At 33.9% G+C, this 21,832-nt stretch carries 21 protein-coding genes; 15 read left to right on the plus strand and 6 right to left on the minus strand.

The window, feature by feature from the left end:
* Nucleotides 1-133 precede the first annotated feature (133 nt).
* Together YWA_RS0105700 and YWA_RS0105705 are read left to right on the plus strand one after the other, a co-directional pair.
* Nucleotides 134-817, plus strand: a complete 684-nt coding sequence (locus YWA_RS0105700) for a response regulator transcription factor (RefSeq protein ID WP_022827534.1) — start codon at nt 134-136, stop codon at nt 815-817.
* Nucleotides 818-899: 82 nt separating this feature from the next.
* Nucleotides 900-1,955, plus strand: a complete 1,056-nt coding sequence (locus tag YWA_RS0105705) for a sensor histidine kinase (RefSeq protein WP_026718613.1) — start codon at nt 900-902, stop codon at nt 1,953-1,955.
* On the opposite strand, the gene YWA_RS0105710 is transcribed toward YWA_RS0105705, so the two are convergent.
* Entirely contained in the window at nt 1,929-2,993 is a 1,065-nt protein-coding gene (locus YWA_RS0105710) for a glycosyltransferase (protein ID WP_022827536.1), read from the minus strand. The two genes, YWA_RS0105705 and YWA_RS0105710, sit on opposite strands and share 27 nt — an antisense overlap.
* Nucleotides 2,994-3,079: 86 nt before the next feature.
* Between YWA_RS0105710 and trmB the strand changes: the two genes are divergently transcribed.
* From trmB to YWA_RS0105725, 3 genes are read left to right on the plus strand one after another with little or no spacing between them, the layout of a single operon-like run.
* The gene (gene trmB / locus YWA_RS0105715) at nt 3,080-3,757 is read left to right on the plus strand and encodes a tRNA (guanosine(46)-N7)-methyltransferase TrmB (protein WP_022827537.1); all 678 of its coding nucleotides are present in this window, start codon (nt 3,080-3,082) and stop codon (nt 3,755-3,757) included.
* Nucleotides 3,758-4,393, plus strand: coding sequence for a LysE family transporter (locus tag YWA_RS0105720; protein ID WP_022827538.1), 636 nt, complete (start codon nt 3,758-3,760; stop codon nt 4,391-4,393).
* Nucleotides 4,394-4,402: 9 nt separating this feature from the next.
* Nucleotides 4,403-4,756: an MGMT family protein gene (locus YWA_RS0105725; RefSeq protein WP_022827539.1), complete on the plus strand. Its 354-nt coding sequence runs from the start codon at nt 4,403-4,405 to the stop codon at nt 4,754-4,756.
* 72 nt (nt 4,757-4,828) lie between these two features.
* Here YWA_RS0105725 and YWA_RS0105730 read toward each other — a convergent pair whose 3' ends face one another.
* Nucleotides 4,829-6,190 carry a sensor histidine kinase gene (locus tag YWA_RS0105730; RefSeq protein WP_316928399.1) on the minus strand — a complete coding sequence of 454 codons (1,362 nt, stop codon included), beginning with the start codon at nt 6,188-6,190 and terminating at the stop codon, nt 4,829-4,831.
* Nucleotides 6,162-7,508, minus strand: coding sequence for a sigma-54-dependent transcriptional regulator (locus tag YWA_RS0105735; RefSeq protein ID WP_022827541.1), 1,347 nt, complete (start codon nt 7,506-7,508; stop codon nt 6,162-6,164). Before YWA_RS0105735 ends, YWA_RS0105730 begins: the two co-directional genes overlap by 29 nt.
* Before the next feature lie 140 nt (nt 7,509-7,648).
* Between YWA_RS0105735 and YWA_RS0105740 the strand changes: the two genes are divergently transcribed.
* The 9 genes from YWA_RS0105740 to YWA_RS0105780 all read left to right on the plus strand — a co-directional run bounded on the left by YWA_RS0105740 (nt 7,649) and on the right by YWA_RS0105780 (nt 17,510).
* Nucleotides 7,649-8,887: an efflux RND transporter periplasmic adaptor subunit gene (locus tag YWA_RS0105740; protein ID WP_022827542.1), complete on the plus strand. Its 1,239-nt coding sequence runs from the start codon at nt 7,649-7,651 to the stop codon at nt 8,885-8,887.
* Between the two features lie 67 nt (nt 8,888-8,954).
* Nucleotides 8,955-9,656, plus strand: a complete 702-nt coding sequence (locus tag YWA_RS0105745; protein ID WP_022827543.1) for an ABC transporter ATP-binding protein — start codon at nt 8,955-8,957, stop codon at nt 9,654-9,656.
* Between the two features lie 11 nt (nt 9,657-9,667).
* Complete coding sequence (locus tag YWA_RS0105750) at nt 9,668-10,471, plus strand: GIN domain-containing protein (RefSeq protein ID WP_022827544.1); 804 nt, start codon at nt 9,668-9,670, stop codon at nt 10,469-10,471.
* 33 nt (nt 10,472-10,504) lie between these two features.
* Nucleotides 10,505-12,940, plus strand: a complete 2,436-nt coding sequence (locus YWA_RS0105755) for an ABC transporter permease (protein WP_022827545.1) — start codon at nt 10,505-10,507, stop codon at nt 12,938-12,940.
* A 105-nt stretch (nt 12,941-13,045) separates the two neighbouring features.
* On the plus strand, nt 13,046-14,350 hold the full coding sequence (locus YWA_RS0105760; protein WP_084683012.1) for a TolC family protein: 1,305 nt from the start codon (nt 13,046-13,048) through the stop codon (nt 14,348-14,350).
* Between the two features lie 155 nt (nt 14,351-14,505).
* A complete protein-coding gene (locus tag YWA_RS0105765) occupies nt 14,506-15,636 on the plus strand; it encodes an Mrp/NBP35 family ATP-binding protein (RefSeq protein WP_022827547.1) in 1,131 nt (376 codons plus the stop codon).
* A gap of 79 nt (nt 15,637-15,715) precedes the next feature.
* Nucleotides 15,716-15,955: a NifU family protein gene (locus tag YWA_RS0105770; protein ID WP_022827548.1), complete on the plus strand. Its 240-nt coding sequence runs from the start codon at nt 15,716-15,718 to the stop codon at nt 15,953-15,955.
* A gap of 170 nt (nt 15,956-16,125) precedes the next feature.
* Nucleotides 16,126-17,178, plus strand: a complete 1,053-nt coding sequence (locus YWA_RS0105775; RefSeq protein ID WP_022827549.1) for an NAD(P)/FAD-dependent oxidoreductase — start codon at nt 16,126-16,128, stop codon at nt 17,176-17,178.
* Between the two features lie 2 nt (nt 17,179-17,180).
* Nucleotides 17,181-17,510: a 2Fe-2S iron-sulfur cluster-binding family protein gene (locus YWA_RS0105780; protein ID WP_022827550.1), complete on the plus strand. Its 330-nt coding sequence runs from the start codon at nt 17,181-17,183 to the stop codon at nt 17,508-17,510.
* Nucleotides 17,511-17,631: 121 nt separating this feature from the next.
* On the opposite strand, the gene YWA_RS14735 is transcribed toward YWA_RS0105780, so the two are convergent.
* The 3 genes from YWA_RS14735 to YWA_RS0105800 all read right to left on the minus strand — a co-directional run bounded on the left by YWA_RS14735 (nt 17,632) and on the right by YWA_RS0105800 (nt 20,950).
* A complete protein-coding gene (locus YWA_RS14735; protein WP_084683014.1) occupies nt 17,632-19,050 on the minus strand; it encodes a T9SS type A sorting domain-containing protein in 1,419 nt (472 codons plus the stop codon).
* A 458-nt stretch (nt 19,051-19,508) separates the two neighbouring features.
* On the minus strand, nt 19,509-20,261 hold the full coding sequence (locus YWA_RS0105795) for a uroporphyrinogen-III synthase (protein ID WP_022827553.1): 753 nt from the start codon (nt 20,259-20,261) through the stop codon (nt 19,509-19,511).
* A 20-nt stretch (nt 20,262-20,281) separates the two neighbouring features.
* A complete protein-coding gene (locus tag YWA_RS0105800) occupies nt 20,282-20,950 on the minus strand; it encodes a DUF4271 domain-containing protein (RefSeq protein WP_022827554.1) in 669 nt (222 codons plus the stop codon).
* A gap of 152 nt (nt 20,951-21,102) precedes the next feature.
* Here YWA_RS0105800 and YWA_RS0105805 point away from each other — a divergent pair, with 152 nt between their 5' ends.
* Nucleotides 21,103-21,828 carry a polyprenol monophosphomannose synthase gene (locus tag YWA_RS0105805; protein ID WP_022827555.1) on the plus strand — a complete coding sequence of 242 codons (726 nt, stop codon included), beginning with the start codon at nt 21,103-21,105 and terminating at the stop codon, nt 21,826-21,828.
* The last annotated feature ends 4 nt before the right edge of the window (nt 21,829-21,832 follow it).

The following is a 21,832-nucleotide window of genomic DNA, read 5'->3' on the forward strand; positions in this document are numbered from 1 at the left end:
TGGCGTTAAGTTCATATTACACTTGTGTATTTTAATTATTACCCTAACGTTAAGACATTAAATTACGGTTAACAATGCCAAAACCGACATATTTATCTATACATTTACATCAGAAAAAACCTATTTTCGTACCATGAAGAAAAAAGATATTAAGATTTTATTAGTCGATGACGAACCAGATATTCTCGAAATCATTGGGTACAATCTTTCGCAAGAAGGCTATCAAATCATAACGGCGAAAAACGGAAAAGAAGCCATTACAAAAGCAAAAAAAGAACTTCCGCAATTGATTATTATGGACGTAATGATGCCTGAAATGGACGGAATGGAAGCATGTGAAGCGATTCGAAAAATTCCTGAATTAAGTCACACGATTATTACCTTTCTAACTGCACGAAGTGAAGATTATTCACAAGTTGCCGGTTTTGATGCAGGTGCTGACGATTATATTGCAAAACCGATTAAGCCAAAATTATTAGTCAGTAAGGTAAAAGCACTTTTAAGAAGATTAAAAGAAGTAGAACAAAATTCAGAAACCTTAAATGTCGGCGGAATCGAAATCAACCGTGAAGCTTACAAAATCATTAAAGACGAAACTGAAATAGTTCTTCCGAGAAAAGAGTTTGAATTGTTTTATTTATTGGCTTCAAAACCCGGAAAAGTTTTCACTCGCGAAGAAATTTTAGATAAAGTTTGGGGCAACGAAGTAATTGTTGGAGGTCGAACCATTGACGTTCACATCAGAAAGTTACGCGAAAAAATAGGCGAAGAATTATTCAAAACCATTAAAGGTGTTGGTTATAAATTCGAAGTGTAAACGCGAATCTTTCACTGCGAAAATATTTTCTTTGAGCAGAAAAAATTATTAATTTTAGTCCGTAAACTTGGACCAATTGAAAATGAGTTTAAATTTTAAACGTACCTATAAATTTGCCTTTATTTCCGCTTTATACATCACCGTATTTGGCGTTGGTTTCGTCGGGTTTTTAAGTCATTATATTTTTCATTCGGACCAAGAACAATTGACGCTTTTTCTACTTGTTTTCGGATTTTCACTTTATCTTTTTTCTTTTTTAGTTATCCAATACCGCGTTGAATTCTTCATTTACAGACGAGTAAAAAAGATTTACGACGACGTTTCTTTTTTAGAATCAAGTACCGTAATTAGTCAACCAATTACCACAGATATGGCGACTTTAACGCGTGAAGTAAAAAAGTTTGCCACCGATAAAAAGATGGAAATTGAAACTTTAAAAATTAAAGAAGCGTATCGAAGAGAATTTCTTGGAAATGTTTCTCACGAATTAAAAACGCCTTTATTCACCGTTCAAGGTTATATTTTGACTTTATTGGGTGGCGCGATGAAGGACAAAACGCTTCGCAAAAAATATTTAGAACGTGCCGAAAAAGGCGTCGAACGCTTGGTGTACATTGTTCAGGATTTAGACATGATTTCTAAATTTGAAATGGGCGATTTGAATTTGAATTTTGAAAATTTCAACATCGTTCAAGTCACGCAGAATGTCTTTGATTTACTTGAGATGAAAGCGGAAAATAAGAATATAATTCTTTCTTTCGACAACAAATATTCAAAACCGATTTTCGTTTCAGGCGACCGCGAAAAAATCCAGCAAGCCATCACGAATCTTGTTGTAAATTCCATTAAATACGGCAAAGAAAACGGTTTTGTGGAAGTTGGTTTTGAAATTTTGAATAACGGAAAAGTAATTGTTCGCGTCAAAGACAACGGCGAAGGAATTGAAAAACAAAATATTCCAAGATTATTTGAACGTTTTTACCGCGTCGATAAAAGTGGCGCTCGAACGGAAGGCGGTTCCGGTTTGGGATTGTCTATTGTGAAACACATTATTGAAGCGCATAATGGAAAAATTCACGTGCAAAGCGAATTCAATAAAGGTTCTGAATTTTCATTTACCATCGAAAAGGCTGAATAATTCGTGCCAATTTACTTCCTGTTCAAAATGCGATAATCCTTTATAATTTTGAACTTCTTCCAACTTTTCTATTGAAAAATCTTCTTGTTTACAAAACGGAACTAATCCTTCTTTTTGAAATTTATCCACTAAATATTCCTGCTCAAATTGTCCCGGAGTTGGAATGAAAAATGCTTTTTTGCCAAGTTTAGCCAAATCCATAACTGTTGTATAACCGGAACGACACAAAATGAATTCACTTTCATTTATCGTTTTTTCCAATTCAGAACTTTGCATGAAATTATAAAACAAGATATTTTCGCATTGATGCACTTCTTGCTTTACTTCCACTTTACCTTTTATAAAAACCACTTTTCCTGAATAGTTTTTCAATTCTGAAATTAGTTTTTCTTCCAAGAAAGTCCGTTGTGGTTCAGGCCCAGAAAGCAAAACCATTAAATCGTATTTAATTTCTAAATCTATTTTGCGAAAGCGACTCAACGGACCGATGTGTTTTAATTTCGAATCTTGGTGATCTACATGTCCCAACTTTCCCGAAAGATTTGGCTTTCCAGCAACATCAGGAATCCAGCATTCGGCAAACTTCTGAATAATTCTCTGATGTATTTTAGTTGAAAAATAAGTAGTAGAACCTGTTAAAACATTCACCTGATGCGTCATAAAAACGCTTGGGACATTTTTGTTATAAACGCCAAGTCGGTTGTCAGAAATTATTCCACAAAGTTGAAATTCTTCCATCCATTTTTGAACTAATTTTCGTTCATTTCGAATAGCGAACAACATATTGGGAATATTCTGAAGCATTTTCCACCGAAAATTTTTTCCTTTTTTCGGATAGGTTATAGTATAGGAAGGAAGTTCTAAAAATTTTAAATGCGGAAATTCTAATTTCAGAAGTTGTAAAGCTTCGCCATCGGAGGTAATTATTGGTGTAAAGCCAAGATTTTCCAAATTTTGAATAATCGGAATGCATCGAGTGGCGTGACCTAAACCCCAATTCAGAGGAGCAACTAAAATATTTTTTTGTTGAATTTTCAAATTTCTATGTTTTCTCAATACAATTTTTACAAACTAATTAAAGTTTGATATATTTCCTTAATTTTACCAAAATATAATTAAAGATTGTGGGAAGTAAAAATAAGTTAAAAAGATTTAAGGAAAACGAAACATTTGAAAATGTATTTCAACCAACGCGTGAAGAAGTAACTTCAGGAGAATTTGCTATGAAAGGCAAATGGAGTAGCGATTTCTTCAAAAATGACCATCCAATTATTGTGGAATTAGGCTGTGGAAAAGGCGAATATTCGGTTGGTTTAGCTGAACGTTATCCCGAGAAAAACTTCATCGGAATTGACGTAAAAGGTGCTCGTTTTTGGCGTGGTGCAAAAACTGCTGTCGATTCAGGAATGAACAACGTTGCGTTTATCCGTACTCAAATTGAGTTGCTTGACTTCGTTTTTGCTGAAAATGAAATCGATGAAATTTGGATTACTTTTCCCGACCCACAAATAAAATACAAACGTACCAAACACAGAATGACCAATTCTGAATTTTTACAATTGTATAAAAAAGTATTAAAACCAGACGGCGTGGTCAACCTTAAAACCGACAGCGAATTCATGCACGGTTATACACTTGGTTTGTTGCATGGTGAAGGCCACGAGGTTTTATACGCGAATCATAATGTGTATAAAAACGAAGGAAGTCCGGAGATTGTGACGGCTATTCAAACTTTTTATGAAAAACAATACCTTGAAATAAACAAAGCAATTACGTATATTAGGTTCAAAATTAAAGAATAAATGAGCTTTGCGTTCCCGATTTTTCTAGGATTTCTCACTTCAGCAATAGGAATTACACCTCCGGGTTTAATCAACATGACTGCGGCAAAAGTGAGTATCGAGGAAGGTCGGACGCGTGCTTTTATCTTTGCAAGTGGCGCCGTTTTCATAATTTTATTTCAAACGTTTCTTGCCGTTGTTTTTGCAAAATTCATCGATAAAAATCCATCCGTTGTCATTTTACTTCGGGAAATTGGATTAGTTATTTTTACGGCACTTACTTTTTATTTCTTTTTGACGTCCAAAAAAGTAAAACAAAAAAAGCAAACCGTTCAATTGCGAAGTAAGAAAAGTCGTTTCTTTTTAGGCATGTTACTTTCTGCTTTGAATTTTTTTCCCATTCCTTTTTACGTTTTTGTAAGCGTTACTTTAGCTTCGTACGACTACTTTTCGTTTGAAAGGAGTTTCGTTTACAGCTTTGTACTTGGCTCGGGATTAGGTGCTTTATTTGCGTTTTATTGCTACATCGCTTTTTTCAAAAAACTAGAAAATAAAACGGAATTTTTCATGCAAAACATGAATTACATCATCGGTTCAATTACAGGACTTGTTTCCGTAATTACTTTGGTCAACATCATCAATTATTATTTGAATTAAATTCACAAAATGGCAGAACCAACTTCTGAAATTTCCTTTTTTGAACGTGTGTACGAAATAGCACGTCAAATTCCTGAAGGAAAAGTCACTTCGTATGGCGCCATTGCAAAATGTTTGGGTTCTGCACAATCTGCTCGAATGGTAGGTTGGGCAATGAATGCTTCACATAAGTACGACGATATTCCAGCTCATCGCGTGGTGAATCGAAAAGGTTTATTGACCGGAAAACATCATTTCGACGGCACAAATTTGATGCAACAATTACTCGAAAATGAAGGTGTGAAAATCGTTGATAATCAAATTATCGATTTTGAAAAACATTTTTGGGAACCAAGAGAAAATGCTCAGTGGTCAGATTTATAGTGTTGATTGCCGCAAATTTTGGGAGTTAAAGCATTCGGTTTTAAAAATTTGAAATTGAAACCTACATTATCTTTATTCTACCAAGCAAACAGTAAATCTCGTATTCTTTTCATCACTTGTAAAAGTCAAATATCCGCCGTGAGCTTCAATAATATTCTTTGATAAAGTCAAGCCAATTCCGGCTCCATCTTTTCGTGTTGTAAAAAAAGGCAATAGAATTTTATCTTCAATTTCAGGTTCAATTCCGGTTCCATTATCCGTGATGATAATATACAAACGCTTCTCTTTCAGTTCAGCACTGATCGTAATTTCTTTGCTTTCCTTCTCAGCTAAAGCAAATAAACTGTTGGTCAATAAATTGATGAATACCTGTTCCATTTGATTTGGATCAACCAAAATCCAACGGTTAAAATGAAGGGTGTTCTTTACCTCAATATGTTCTTTTTTGAAAAGTGGTTTCATGATTTGAAGACAGTTTTCAATTAAAGCAGACAGTTCAATTTTCTCTTTTTTAGGCGTTGGCAACATCGCTAATTTCCGATAACTTTCTACAAATTCTTGCAAATGATTACTTCTGTTGAACATAGTATTCACGCTGTCTTTAATGTCTTGTAAATCTTCCTGACTCAACGATTCTTGACTTACTAACTCTTTTAAATTTTGCGAAAGCGAACGAATAGGCGTCAAAGAATTCATCAATTCATGCGAAATTACTTTCATCAAATTAATCCACGCTTCTTTCTCTTTTTTCTCAATTACTTTCTGAATGGAATCCAGTAAAACAATGTAATAATCTTGATTATTGGTTTTCGTTCGCGACGATTGCATCACAAAAGTTTGTGTTTCTTGTTGGCTCACTCTAATCTGTAAAGTGGTTTTAATTTCGCTGAAATTTTGTTCTTCAATAAGCGAACAAAGCGAAGGTATTTGGTTTTTTAAATAATGCCATTTAGAGACTTTTGGCACTTCAAAATGTTTCGAAAAAAAGTCATTCATCAAGAAAATGGACCAGTCACTTTCTTGTTTTTGTAAAATTAGAATACCGGTTTCAATGTTGTTTAATATCGATCGATAAACTATATCCTTGGAAGCTTGTTCATTTTCCGCTTGTTTCATTTTGTCATACAATTGAAACAAACGACTGTAATTTTGAAACGATTTGTGTTTTGAAAAATCTGCTGAAAAGTCTTTGTTTAAAATCGCATTTATAGTTTTGTCGTAAAACAAGAAGGCATTTTTAAGATAGAAATACAGCTCAATAATGATTAATAAAACTACAAACCCGATAAATGCAGACGTGTAAATTAAACTTCTCTGAAGTAGTAAAAACGCTGCTCCAAAACCCAAAAGAATCAATAGGATTCGAATAAAAATTTGATTGTATATTTTGACATTGGACAACATATCAGGAAGTTTGAATGTTATACTTTTCAATTCTTCGGTATAAAGAAGCTCTTGACAGTCCTAATTCCTCGGCAGATTTGCTAATGTTGTGGTCATTTTTAATCAATACTTTTTCAATAGTTCCTTTTTCAATATCTGAAAGTTGAAATTCGTCGTGATTCTCATACTTTGTAATAATTTCTAAATCTAAATCCGAAGCTTTTATGGTATTGTTTTCACACAAAATAACCGCTCTTTCAATTCGGTTTTCTATTTCACGAATGTTTCCATTCCAAGCGTGGTTTTCAATTTGAATTAGTGCTTTTTCATCAAAAGAAATTGTTTCTCGTTCGTATTTTGAAATCATCTTATCCAATAAAAATTGAGCTAACGGAATTTTATCTTCGATTCTTTCACGTAAAGAAGGCAATGTTATTTCCATAGTATTGATTCTGTAATACAAATCTTCACGGAAGTTTTTTACGTTTACTTCCGCTTTCAAATTTAAATTGGTTGCTGTAATAATCCGAACGTCAATTTTTCGTGGTTTGGTTTCTCCCAATCGTGTTACTGTTTTTGTTTGAATCACTTGCAATAACTTGGATTGCAAATGAAGCGGAACATTTCCAATTTCATCAAGAAAAATGGTCCCGTTTTGCGCGGTTTCGAATTTACCAGTGGTGTCGACTTTTGCATCTGTAAAAGCACCTTTTGCGTAACCAAACAATTCGCTTTCAAAAATGTTTTCGTTCAGCGAACCTAAATCTACGTGAATGAATTCGTTGTTTTTGCGTTCTGAATTTTCGTGAATATATTTTGCTAAAACATATTTACCTGTTCCGTTTTCACCAAGAACCAATACATTGGCATCGGTTTTCGCCACTTTATTGGCTAAAGAATAAGCCTTTTCAATTGGTTTTGAAGTTCCAATAAAATAGGAAGAATTACTTTCCGATGAGGAATTTGCTTTCTTATTCTTTCGAGATTCTGCAACTCCTTTTTTGATGGTTTCTAATAATTTCTCATTGTCCCAAGGTTTTAAAACATAATCAAAAGCACCGTTTTTCAATCCTTCTACAGCGGTTTCTACTTTTCCAAAAGCCGTCATTAAGAGTACAATTGTATTTGGCGATAGCTTTTTTATTTCTTTCAAAAAATACAAACCTTCTCGTCCATCTTCAAAACCAATGCGGTAATTCATGTCTAACAAAACCAAATCAATTTCATTTTCTGCTAAAAGTTGCACCACATTTTTTGGATTATTCAAGGTGTAAATCGTCTCAAAATGTTTCTTCAACAGCATTTTCGCCGTAAAAAGAATGTCTTCTTGGTCGTCAATTACTAAAATTGTGGCGTTGGTCTTTTTCATTAGGTGTTCATTATCGGACGATTGGTGTTCATTATCGGACAGTCGATTTTTAGATTATTTTATATTTTACAACAAACCAGGTCATTGTAAATCTTTAAAGTTTGGCACAAAATTGCTAATAGGTTCATAAAATAATAACAATGGACACCATCATCGCTCGTAAAAATAACAAAAAAAAGTATGCATTAGTTGCCTTACCAATTATATTGATTTTGGGTTATTTTGTTACGACTTCTTTGACAAAAAAAAGAAGTTTGAATGTCAATCCATCAGAAATTTCGATTAAAACAGTGGAAGAAGGTTTTTTTGAAGACTTTATTATGTTTCAGGCGAAAGCGACTCCATTAAATTCGATGCTGGTGAATGTCATTGAAGGTGGAGCGGTTCAAGAAATTTTTGTAAATAATGGAGATATCGTTGTCCAAGGTCAGCCGTTGGTTCGATTGTACAATCCAAATACGGAACTAAATTATATGCAACAAGAAACGACAATTATCGAACAAATTAATAATTTGAATAAAGTCAAACTTGATTTAAGAAATCAGGAATTGAATTTGGCGAAAGATTTAATTTCCATCGAACACGATTTCGTAGATGCAAAGAATCTTTTTGATTTGAATAAAAAATTATTCGACCAAGAAATTTTATCTGCTAATGAATGGCAGAAAACACAAGAAAATTTCCGATTCCAAAAAGAGCGAATGGATATTATTAAGCAAAGTGTGACGAAGGAAAAGCAAGCGAACAAAATTCAAATTGGCCAACTGAATCAATCCATTGGAATTATGAACAAGAGTTTGTCTATTTTGCGGAAAAATAAAAACAATTTTCTGATTACAGCTCCACTCTCGGGTCGTCTTTCTTCTTTTGAACCTATTTTGGGCAAAACCTATATTCAAGGAAATAGCATTGGGACAATTGATGTGATGAAAGGGTATAAATTAGTGGCTGATGTAGATGAGTTTTATTTAGACCGCGTTTCTGAGGGACAAAGAGGTTCTGTGGAATTTAACGGAAAAACATTAGAAGTTCAGATTACAAAAGTAATTCCTGAAATAAAAAGTGGTCGGTTTATGGTGGAAGTTAATTTTGTGGATGGCGCTAAATTAGAGCTCAATCAAGGATTAAGTTTTGGTGTGAGAATCACTTTGTCAGAGAAAAAGAAGACCACACTTTTACCGAAAGGCAGTTTCTACCAAGACACTTCGGGCAAATGGATTTTTGTGGTGAAAGGAACTGAAGCCGTACGGAGAACTATTAGTTTAGGAAGGGAAAATCCTTTGTATTACGAAGTTTTAGAAGGATTGAAAGAAGGTGAAAAGGTGGTGACTTCGAGTTATAAAGACTATAAGGAAGTGGAAGTATTGAATTTAGAATAAAGAATTTAGAGAAGAGAAAATAGAATATAGAGTAAAGAATATAGACGAAATCAAAACATACAATCAAATGATTCAAATCAAAAATTTATCAAAAATCTTCCAAACGGAAGAAGTGGAAACGAAAGCGTTACACGAGGTTTCAATCACAATCAATGAAGGTGATTTTGTCACCATAATGGGTGCTTCGGGAAGTGGAAAATCGACATTACTAAATATCGTTGGGCTTTTAGACAGTGCTTCTTCGGGAAGTTATCAGTTGCTTAATCAAGAAATGATCGGGTTGAAAGAGCAACAGAAATCAAAAATCAGGAAGGAAAATATTGGGTTTGTATTTCAAAATTTCAACTTAATCGACGAATTGTCGGTTTATGATAACATTGAGTTACCGTTGATTTACAACAAAGTTTCAGCTTCGGAACGCAAGGAAAAGGTAGAGAAAATTGCAGAACGTTTGGGAATTTCACATCGATTGAAACATTATCCGCAACAACTTTCTGGTGGTCAACAGCAACGTGTCGCCGTTGCAAGAGCTTTAATAAATGACCCAAAAATAATTTTGGCCGACGAGCCAACCGGGAATTTGGATTCTAAAAACGGAAATGAAGTGATGGAACTTTTGACGGATTTACATGCTCAAGGCGCGACAATTTTAATGGTAACGCATTCGGATTATGATGCCTCTTTTTCGCAAAGAACCATATTTATGAAGGATGGAATCATTCTTTCAGAGAAAAATAATAGTAAAAACGTAGACGTGTTAATATCCTAAATAAAAGCAAAATGAACAAATTAATCATTTTTACCACATTATTAGTTACTGGTTTTTTAACGGCACAAGTATCAGAAAACAGAGCAGTTGCAAATTTTTCAAAATTGAAAGTGTCGAGTTCCATTGATGTTATATACACGATTTCAGATAATATAAGTGTAACCGTGGAAACAGATGATGCAGAGAAATTAAAACTTGTAAAAACAGAAGTTACTGATGGAACACTGATTCTATCCATTGATACGAAAGATTATAAGGAGAAGAAAAACAAAGGCAAGAAGAAGAACAAGAATAGAAGCTATTTGAGTTTTATAAATGGAGTTGAATTTCAAGTTTTAAAAATTACCGTTTCGGGCCCTAACTTGGAATCGGTAAAGACAAGTTCATCTGCTGACGTGAAATTTCAGAACACAAATACCATTTCAAATTTAGAAATAGCAGTCAGTTCATCGGGAAGTGTATCGGGAAATTTTGAATGTACGAATGTAATAATCACTGCATCTTCAAGTGCTGATTTAAAAGGAACAATTACTGCAAATTCAGTTCAAATTGAATCTAGCAGTTCAAGTGAAGTGAGTTTATCTGGGAAAGCTGTCAAAATTTCAGTAAAAGCAAGTAGTTCTTCCACCTGTAATTTGAAGAATTTAACCGTTGAAAATGCATTTGTTCAGGCAAGTTCTTCAGCAGATGCAATTGTAAATGCAACAAAATTAATTGAAGCAAAAGCCTCATCAAGCGGAAGTATTTCTTTTTACGGGAACCCCGCAAATGTTTCAAAAGATGTAAGTTCATCTGGTTCAGTGATTAAAAAATAGGCATTAATATCATCAATCAAAAATCGAACAATCATGTTAAAAAATTGGACACACCTTTTTATCTATCATATAAAAAACAATAAACTATTTACTTTTCTTAACGTTTTGGGTCTGAGTATTGGAATTGCAGGATTAATTTTTGCCATTTTATATTGGAACGACGAACACAGTTATAATGATTGGAATCCTGGGAAAGAGACTGTTTTTCTATCCATTAGTAAAATAAGTGCGGACGAATATTGGGCAAGTTCTGTTGCGACTTTTGATAATTATTTTAAGACTGATTTTCTAGAAATTGAGACCCATTGTTATTTAGACAATTGGTATTACGAAGATTTTGTGCAGTACAAAGACAAAAAACAAATGTTTAACGTTACGGAGACTCAAAATCAATTTTTTGAAATGTTTCCTTTCCCATTTCTAAAGGGAAATTCTAAAACAGCACTTAACGACAAAAATGCGATCGTTTTTTCCAAAAGTGCTGCCGAAAAATTATTTGGAACAATTGACATTTTAGGAAGAGAAGTTACTTATGCTAACACAAAGTTAATTGTAAGAGGTGTGTATGAAATTCCCGGGAAATCATCAATGGCGCCACAAGCGGTTACCGGAATGTTAAATGGACGTATGGATGGAGACAAAGATAACTGGGGAAACTTTAGTTACGGTTTGTTACTAAAACTAAAAAATCCGGAGGATAAAGACAAAGTAGCTGCTAAAATGGAAACTCTAATGCGCAAAAATAGGGCTGAAAAATGGGCTGCAGAAGAAGGTTTATCCGTAGAAGACTGGATTAAAAAAAATGGAGCTGATGAATTTGAATTTGTGTTAGAGCCTTTGTCATCAGCGAGATTGCATTCGCTCGTTGACGGCTATGCAGAAGGACGGGGAAATTATCAATTTCTGCTAATCATGTTTTGGCTTTCCATTTTGATTCTGGTTTTATCCATCGTAAACTACGTTAATTTAGCGACCGCAAATGCAATAAATAGAGCAAAGGAAGTAGGTGTTCGAAAAATTGTGGGTGCGTCAAAAATGAATATTATTCAACAGTTTTTATACGAAACCATTCTGATGGTATTGTTTTCCATTTTACTCTCATTAGTTATTGTTGAACTTTCTTTACCTTATTACAATTCGTTCTTGAATAAAAGTTTAGTCATTTTTGGAGGACAATTTTATGGGCAATTACTCTTAATTTTTATCATAACTATAATTTTTGCAGGAATATTTCCGGCGATCTATGTCTCTAACTTCGAAACTTTAAAAGTCTTAAAAGGAAACTTTGGTCGAAATAAAAGTGGTGTTTGGTTGCGAAATGCAATGTTGATTTTACAGTTTTCAATAGCTACCTTTTTTATAATTGGTTCGTATATCGTGTACCAACAAATCGATTACATTAGTAATAAAGATTTAGGATTTAAGGGTGACCAAGTACTTTCAATTTCCTACCGAAATAATTACGACTGGCAAAAAGAGGATTATAAAGCAAAACTCTTGAGTCGTTATAATATGGTTAAAAGTGAAATTTCAAAAATAAAAGGAGTCGAGCAGGTTGCCGCTGGATCTATTGAATTTGGTACAGCGAATGGATCGTCCTCCGGATTTACCTATAAAGGCGGTAGCACTATTCAAGCAAGAAATATGGGGGTGGATTTTGAAATGCTGGATATGATGGAAATCAAAATTAAAGAGGGACGGCAATTCTCGGAAAAATTTGCTTCAGACACCATCAATTCTATGATGGTTAATGAAACCACTTTAAGAATGATGGGGGAAAAAGATCCTATTGGTAAAGAAGTAGAATGGAACGACCGGAAATTTAAAATTGTGGGTGTTGTAAAAGATTTTAATCTATATGGTCCACAAGCGGAAATTCCACCAATGGTTTTCTTTCATTTTAAAACGGTTGATTGGATGCTGCAAAACGTTCAGAAGATTAATGTAAAAGTCAATCCGAATGACATGGAACAAAGTATCGCTGAAATTGAAAAATTTTGGGTAAAAAATGTAAATACTGAATATCCGTTTTCGTACGATTTTGTGGATAAAAGTTATGCGAGAACTTATGCATCATATGTGAAGCAAAAAAACCTGTTTTCATTGCTAAATTTCATTGTAATTCTGATCGCGCTTTTTGGATTATTTGCATTGGCAAGTTATTCAATTCAGAGAAGAATGAAAGAAATTGCGATACGCAAAACGCTTGGTGCAGAAACTAACACATTGCTTTTGTCACTTTCAAAACAATATGTGATTTTCTTTATAATTGGATTTTTAATCGCGCTTTTTCCCGTGTATTATTTTTTGAATAAATGGCTAGAAAACTTTGCTTTTAGAATTGAAATTTCCATTTTGCCGTTTTTTATTGGGTTTGTTGTTTTGTTGATTTTAACTTTAATCGTAGTGCTTTCTCGAGCGTATCAAGCTACAAAAGTGGATGTTTTAAAATATTTAAAATACGAATAAACAATATCGAAAAATAATATCAATTTAAGATAAAGGAACACTGATTTGAAAAATTCTACAAATTCTTAGATTTTCGTAGACCGGTGTTTCAAAATAGAAAAAATAATGAATCATTTGACTAAAATAATATTTATTTTGCTGTTAGTCATGGCATTCCAGTTTGCTAACGGCCAAAAAACAAATTGGTCGTTGCAGAACTGTATCGACGTAGGTATTGAAAATAATATTGGTATTAAAATTCAGAAATTAGAAGTCAATAGAACGGAGAAATCTCGCGTTTCAATGATTAATGAATTATTACCGACGGTCAGTTTATTTGGAAGTCAAAGTTATAATTTCGGTTCTACCATTGATCCCTCAACTAATGGACGAGTGAGTTCCAACATTCAGTATGATAATTTTTACATGAATGCTCAAATAAACCTCATCGACTTTGGGGCGATTGCGAATTCACAAAAATCAAAAATTGCAATCAACCTTGCAAAAGCCGACCTAGAAATAATTGAAAATGAATATAAACTTCAAATACTAACGCAGTTTTACGAAACGTTATTTACGCAAGAATTACAAAAGATCCAAAAACAACAACTTGAAAACACAAGACTAAATTTAATTCGTGTTTCTAAAGAAATTGAAATCGGTAGTAAACCAAAAAGTGACTTATATGATATTCAATTTGAATATTCAAAAGAAGAAAATCAGCTTCTTGAAACGCAGCAATTGTTCGAAATCCAAAAAATAAATTTATTCCAGCTCATAAACTATGATGAAAAAATAAACCATAATATTATATTTATAAATGATATTGAAAATAAATATGATACTTCGGAAATAATTCTAAATCCAAAAATAAAATCAGCTGAACTTTCTTCTAAAATTAGTGAGAAAGAGTTGCGTATACAGCGTTCAAAAATGTATCCAACGCTGACTACATTTTACCAATTATCTTCCTTTTATTACCGACCGATAAACGACGCAGATTTACTCCTTTCTAATTTTAGCGATCAACTCGGAAACAACAAAAATCAACAAGTAGGACTGCAATTATCAGTTCCCATTTTTAACGGGTTCAAAAATAATAAAGCAATAAATGCTGCAAAAATTGAAAGTGAAAAATCAAATCTAAAAGTGGAACAGCAAAAAATTCTTATTGAGCAACAAGTTGAAATTGAAAAAGTAAACATAGTCCATTTCTTATTATTTGAAGAAAAATTAGCAGATGTTTTGCTATTTGCTGAAGCATCTTTTAAAACTACACAAGCAAAATTCACATCGGGAAGTGTTGACTCATTTTCATTTTCAATCGCAAAAAACAATTTGTTAACTTCAACATACAACGTTTTAAAAAACAAACTTCAGCATCAGTATACGGTTCACAAAATCAATTTAATTCGCACGAATTCCTTGTAATTTTTTAAAAATTCACACGCTATTAATTGCAACTTCTTCCGCAAACATTTTCAATTCATTAACTATACTTTCACAACATTTCGTACTATCTTTGCAATTAATATTCAGTTTAAATAAATGCAGCTTTTTGTAAACGGTTGCGCAATCTAAATATAATGAAATTAGATAGAAAAGAAATTCTTAAAGCACTCGAAACCATCTCTGTTGCTGGAGAAGGAAAAAATATTGTAGAAAGTGGCGCGGTTAAAAACGTAGTTACATTTGGCGAAGAAGCCGTTATCGATTTGGTATTGACAACGCCGGCGATGCACATTAAAAAGCGTGCAGAAGACGATATCAGAAAATTGATTCACGATAAATTTTCACCGGACGCGAAAGTGAAAGTGAATATTAAAGTGGAAGCTCCTGAAAAAGCAAACGAAATTAAAGGAAAAGCCATTCCTGGAATTAAAAATATTATTGCCGTTGCTTCTGGAAAAGGTGGTGTTGGAAAATCAACGGTGACTGCAAACTTAGCGGTGACTTTAGCAAAAATGGGATTCGCTGTTGGTGTTCTAGACGCCGATATTTACGGTCCGTCGATGCCAATCATGTTTGATGTTGAAAGTGCAAAACCAATTTCGGTTGTTGTAGATGGAAAATCAAAAATGAAACCTATTGAAAGTTACGAAGTGAAAATTCTTTCAATTGGATTTTTTACAGCTCCAAGTCAAGCAGTTATTTGGCGTGGACCAATGGCTTCAAAAGCGTTGAACCAAATGATTTTTGATGCTGATTGGGGCGATTTAGATTTCCTTTTGATCGATTTACCTCCTGGAACGGGTGATATTCACCTTTCTATTATGCAGTCGTTGCCAATAACGGGTGCGGTTGTAGTTTCAACGCCACAAGCAGTTGCTTTGGCTGATGCCAAAAAAGGAGTTTCGATGTTTATGTCGGATTCCATCAATGTTCCTGTTTTAGGAATTATTGAAAATATGGCGTATTTTACACCTGAAGAATTGCCAAACAACAAATATTACATCTTTGGAAAAGAAGGTGCTAAAAATTTAGCGGAAGACTTACAAGTTCCGTTTTTAGGAGAAGTTCCCTTAGTACAATCCATTCGTGAAGCGGGAGATTACGGTCGTCCAGGTGCTTTGCAAAGCGGTTCTATTGTTGAAAAAGTGTTCCAAGAAATTACCCGAAATGTAGTACAAGAAACGGTAAATCGTAACGAATCACTTCCGGCAACTGAAGCAATTAAAATTACAACAATGGCAGGTTGTTCGGCAGTGAAGAAATAGTAATCAGTTTTCAGTCACAGTTTGCACCTTGTATTGCTGACTGCGACTGAAAACCGAGACTGAAAACTAAATTAAAATTATGAATACAGAAGAATTAACTCAAAATATTTTGAAAGCTTTAGACGAAATTCGTCCGTTTTTAAATTCTGATGGCGGTGATATTGCACTTGTTGGAATTGAAGATGGCAAGCACGTTACTGTTCGTTTAGAAGGCGCTTGTACTTCTTGTAGTGTAAACCAAATGACGTTAAAAGCGGGTGTGGAAACTACTATTAAAAAGTATGCTCCCCAAATTGAGACGGTCGTTAATATCGCGTAGTTTTCAACTAGTACACATTTCAACTATTTGCACTTTCAAGCTAGAATTAGGGTTTCAAAAAGTCTAATTACTGATTAGAAAAAGCGCAACTGACAAATATCATAGAAAAAGCGTGCTTAAAGTTGGAATTTTGCTCAAAATTTTGAGTACGCTCAACAACAATTCAAAAGATGATACAAACAGATATTCTTATAATTGGTGCAGGTCCAACTGGACTTTTCACCGTTTTTGAAGCAGGATTACTTAAATTAAAATGTCATATTCTTGACGCACTTCCGCAACCTGGTGGACAGTTAGCCGAACTTTATCCTAAAAAACCGATTTTTGACATTCCGGGATTCCCAGAAGTTTTAGCAGGTGATTTGGTAGACAATTTGATGGAACAAATCAAGCAGTTTCAACCGGGATTTACTTTGGGAGAACGTGCAGAGACGATTGACAAACAAGAAGATGGAACTTTTATTGTTACATCTGATAAAGGCACAGAAATTCATGCTAATTCAGTTGCAATTGCCGGCGGATTGGGAAGTTTTGAACCTAGAAAACCGTTGATTGAAAATCTGAATTTCTACGAAGATAAAGGAATTGAATACTTCATACGTGACCCAGAGAAATTTAGAGATAAAAAAGTGGTTATCGCTGGTGGAGGAGATTCCGCATTAGATTGGAGTATTTTCTTATCTAATATTGCTTCTGAAGTAACGTTGGTGCACCGTAGAAATGAATTCCGTGGCGCTTTAGATTCGGTTGAAAAAGTACAAGAACTTAAAAACCTTGGAAAAATTCGATTAGTAACTCCTGCCGAAGTAGTAGGTTTACAAGGAGACGAACATCTTTCTGGAATCGTTTTAGATCAGAATGGAGCTCAAAGAACTATTGAAACGGATTATTTAATTCCGCTTTTTGGGCTTACGCCAAAGTTGGGTCCGATCGCAAATTGGGGATTAGAAATCGAAAAAAATGCAATTAAAGTCGATAATTCATTGGATTACCAAACGAACATTCCTGGTATTTATGCCATTGGTGATGTGAACATTTATCCGGGAAAATTAAAATTAATCTTGTGTGGTTTTCACGAAGCGACTTTAATGTGTCAGAGCGTTTACCAACGAATGAATCCAGGAAAAAAATATGTTTTAAAATATACAACCGTTTCTGGAATTGACGGTTTTGACGGAACACGTAAAGAAGCTGAAAAAGCGGTTGTACAATCAATAGTATAAAAATGGCACAAGACGTAAAAATTACAATAATTGACCGCGAAGGTGTTTCTCATGAAGTGGAAGCGCCAACCGATATGAATATGAATATTATGGAACTTGTTCGTGCTTATGAACTTGCTCCAGAAGGAACTATTGGTATTTGTGGCGGAATGGCTATGTGTGCTTCCTGTCAATGTTACGTTTTGAACGACGTTACTTTACCGGAGAAAAGTGATGATGAAGAAGCAATGCTATCGGAAGCATTCAACGTAAAAGACAACAGTAGATTGGGTTGTCAATTGCATATTACTAAAGCACTTGAAGGTCTGAAATTAGAATTAGCACCAGAATAATCATAATTTAAAATAGATTAATTCAGCATCTACTAAACCAGTATGCTGAATTGATTAACAAAAAAATCGGAGCAGAAATAAATTTCTGTTCCGATTTTTTTATGTTTATGCTTTATAACCTTTATTTCTTGATAAACTTAAAGGTTTTTGATGCGTTTTGTCTTTCAATTTTAATGAAATAAATTCCAGTATTCATTGAATTGATGTCAATTTGTAAATCATTCACAGATGATATATTTTTCACTGCAACGATTTGACCAAGTGCATTAAATATGCTGTAAGAAGTTGGCAGAATAGCTGAATTCGCTATTCCAATATTAATTACGTCGCTTGCTGGATTTGGGAAAATTGCAAGTGCATTATTATTGTCAAATACTTCAGTACCTAAATTAGACTGACATACTGTAGAAGTTACCAACGTAGATCTTCTTACTGAATTTTGTAAAACCGCCACTATTCTCGCTTTCTGATCTAATGTAAAGGTACTCATACACGTATCATTTGTATAGTCCATGTAATTTTCAGTCATATCGTTTCCTGGAGCAGAAAAACAGGTATTGTACACAGCATTACAGTCAAAATGGGGTGTGTTTGCTGCAGGCGTATCAGGACAATAATCTTGACCACTATCAGCGGTATTTACAGTGCAATTAGAATTATCTCCCCAAATGTGACGCAGGCCAAAACAGTGTCCAATTTCGTGAGTCGCTGTACGTCCTTTATCGTAACCCGAATAATAAGAGCCGAAAGGAGCAATGTCAGATGAACCAAACGCTCGGTAATCCATAATAACTCCATCTGTTGTTGCTGATCCTCCATTAGTACTAATTCCTCCCAAGCCCGAATTACTAGGAAATTGTGCATATCCTAAAACTCCATTTAAACTATTATTACCCGTACCTCCAAATTTAGCTACCCAGATATTAAAATATTGCGTTGGATCCCAAATCGTTTGTGGTTTTAGTGTATTCTCTACAGCCGATTCTGACGTCCATTGCGCAACACCAAGATTTACGCGGTCAATTCCTGTAGTGGCTGTTCCGTCAGGTGCTGTTAAAGCCAAACAAAATTCGATTCCTACATCAGCACCAATAGTGTTCGCGTTATATCCAGGCGTATTTAACATTCTTCGAAAATCTTGATTTAAAACCGCAATTTGCGACAACACTTGAGCATCAGAAATATTTTCAAAAGAACCCACACCTTTTCCATTGTGAATTACGTGAACTACAACAGGAATAGATATAATAATTGGCTCATCAGTTGTTGCATACAACATACGTTGTTTTACCGCTTCTACTTTTGGCGCAAGCCAAGCTTCAAACTCTTCGGTAGTTGCTCTATTGGGTTCATTCTGAAATAAGTGCTTTTCGTATTCTGACGACACACATCTAATTAAACCATTTTCCGGATTTATACTTTCTAATTTATTTCCAAAAATTTCTCTTCCCTGTACAGTATGTTCTTGCGCAAAAGTCAAACCAGATAGGAATAACAATAAAAACACTAACAGGGACATTCGGATCGTTCTAAAGTTCATTTTATAAAATTTTAATTATGGAATTAGTACTTATGTATATCTGACAAATACCGTAAAATTAAAGTTTGCTCTTCGGTCAAAATTTAAAGTTTGCAAAAGAGAAAATTAACGCCAAATTTTAACATCAATCTTTTTTCACACGGCTTTCTTGCTGATAATGTAATAGTATTTGCAGTAATTAAAACAATTAATGAGTCAGCAAATACCACCACGGCCGCAAAGTTGTGAAAAATCTTTCTATAAAACACTCATAAATCGTTTTATTTTTTGAATAAAGCCCTCCCAAAACACCTGTTAATGTGTAGATTCGTCTTATAATAACTTTTTAACATTGAAATGTTTAATTTTTACCCACCCTATCTTCTAACTGAAGATCTGAGTGGACTGTTACGAAATTGAAACAAACAAAAAAGCCGCACAATATTGTGCGGCTTTTTATACGTTTTTAAACTCTTTATTTATTTTGATTCTTTATTTACTTTCGCAACATATTTTTCAATTGCCATGGTCATAGAAGGAGCTTCTGGTGTTGGAGCCATAATGTCAACTACTAAGTTGTTTTCCAATGCTTCTTTTTGAGTTGTACTTCCAAAAACAGCAATTCTGGTATCATTTTGTTTAAAATCAGGAAAGTTTTTAAATAAAGATCTAATTCCTGTTGGACTAAAAAACACTAAAATATCATAATATACGTCTGCTAAATCAGACAAATCACTCATTACCGTTTTATATAACGTTGCAGCAGTCCAATCTACTTTCAGGTTATCTAAGGTTTGAGGCGCTTCATTACTCAACTGATCTGAGGCTGGTAATAAAAACTTTTCATCTTTATACTTTTTGATCAAAGGAGATAAATCAGCAAAGTCTTTTTGTCCCACGTAAATTTTTCTCTTGCGGTACACAACGTACTTTTGCAAATAAAAAGCTACCGCTTCCGATTGACAAAAATATTTTAAATCTTCCGGGATTTTATAACGCATCTCTTCGGCCACTCTAAAAAAGTGATCTACAGAGTTTTTACTTGTTAAAATAATTGCAGTATAATTTTTTAAATCGATTTTTTGCAATCTAACGTCTTTGGCGCTAACGCCTTCAACATGTATAAAAGGACGAAAATCTACTTTAACTTTGTGTTTTTGCTGTAATTCAAAATAGGGTGAATTCTCTACTTTAGGTTCAGGCTGTGACACCAATATTGTTTTCACTTTCATGTTTGCTGTATTCTTTTCTACTATTTATTTGTAAGCCAATAATAAACGAAATAATAAGGCGCTATTTCGAGAGTGCAAAGATACAAAATAAAATAAAACAACTTTCCAATTATGAATTTTTGATAAATTTTCAAAGAATTTAGATAAGTCAGAATATTTGACACTAAAACTAAAGAAATTAACACGTAAATTACAATTATAGATAAATTATTCACATAATACAAAAGCATGTTTACCGGCAACAAGCACAAAGAGATATAGGTTCTGTAATTTACCTTTTGAAGATTGTATTGTTCGATAAGCTCTTCAAAGTCAAATGCAACAGCAATGATCTTTTCAATTAGAAATTTCGCCAATATGAAAACAGAGCAAATCGTAGCTATTTGGATAAATAACATCCAATCGTATTTCGAACCAATATCAAAATAAGCTAAGATCAATTGTATAAAAAAACTGATTGAAATGAACTGAACAAACATCAGAGCAATGTTAAACCAACTGAATAACTGCGAACTTTCCTTATAAATTTTGTTGTATTTATCAGAAACAATTAACTTGGAGAAATCGGCAAAACGCGTTTCAAAAGTTGATTTCGTAACTGCAATTACAACAAAAGAGAGCACAAATAAAATCGTTGCCCAATCCTTATTTTCTATAATCCGTTCGTGTCCTAATAAATCGTTAATCATGCTGCAAAATTAGTCATTTTTTTAATTGGCAAACAAATTTAAAAAAGTGTGTTTTGAAATTCTATTTTCATCGAAAACACTTAATAATTATACTTTTATTAGGACGCTTACGCTATAAATAGTTTATTTTTGTTGTCGAAATTTACAAACTTATGAACCACGGAATAATTATCATTCCTACTTACAACGAGATTGAGAATATTGAGGGCATTATTAGAGCGGTTTTGTCTTTGCATAAACCATTTCATATTCTTGTTGTGGACGATAATTCTCCTGATGGCACTGCTAGAAAAGTCAGCGAGTTACTATTGGAATTTCCAGAGCGTCTTTTTATTGAAAACAGAACTAAAAAAGCAGGATTAGGAACCGCTTACGTTCATGGTTTTAAATGGGCATTGGCACGCGATTATTCCTATGTCTTTGAAATGGACGCTGATTTTTCGCACAATCCAAATGATTTAGAAAAATTGTACGACGCTTGCCATTTTGGAAAAAAAGACGTCGCCATTGGCTCCCGTTATGTTACCGGAGTAAATGTGGTCAATTGGCCTTTGAGCCGTGTACTTCTCTCCTATTTCGCCTCTGTTTACGTTCGTTTAATTACGGGAATGCAAGTCCATGATGCAACGGCTGGATTTATGTGCTACCGACGTGAGGTTTTAGAAAAAATAAATTTAGACCGCATCAAATTTGTAGGCTATGCTTTTCAAATTGAAATGAAATACCGTTCCTATGCTAAGAATTTTGAACTCTTTGAAGTTCCTATTATTTTTACAGATCGAGCGAGAGGAACCTCAAAAATGAGTGGATCCATTATCAAAGAAGCTATTTTTGGTGTAATTTCACTACGAATAAAAAAATTATTTAATCGATTATAAAGAA

Source organism: Flavobacterium antarcticum DSM 19726 (assembly GCF_000419685.1).
GTDB lineage: Bacteria > Bacteroidota > Bacteroidia > Flavobacteriales > Flavobacteriaceae > Flavobacterium > Flavobacterium antarcticum.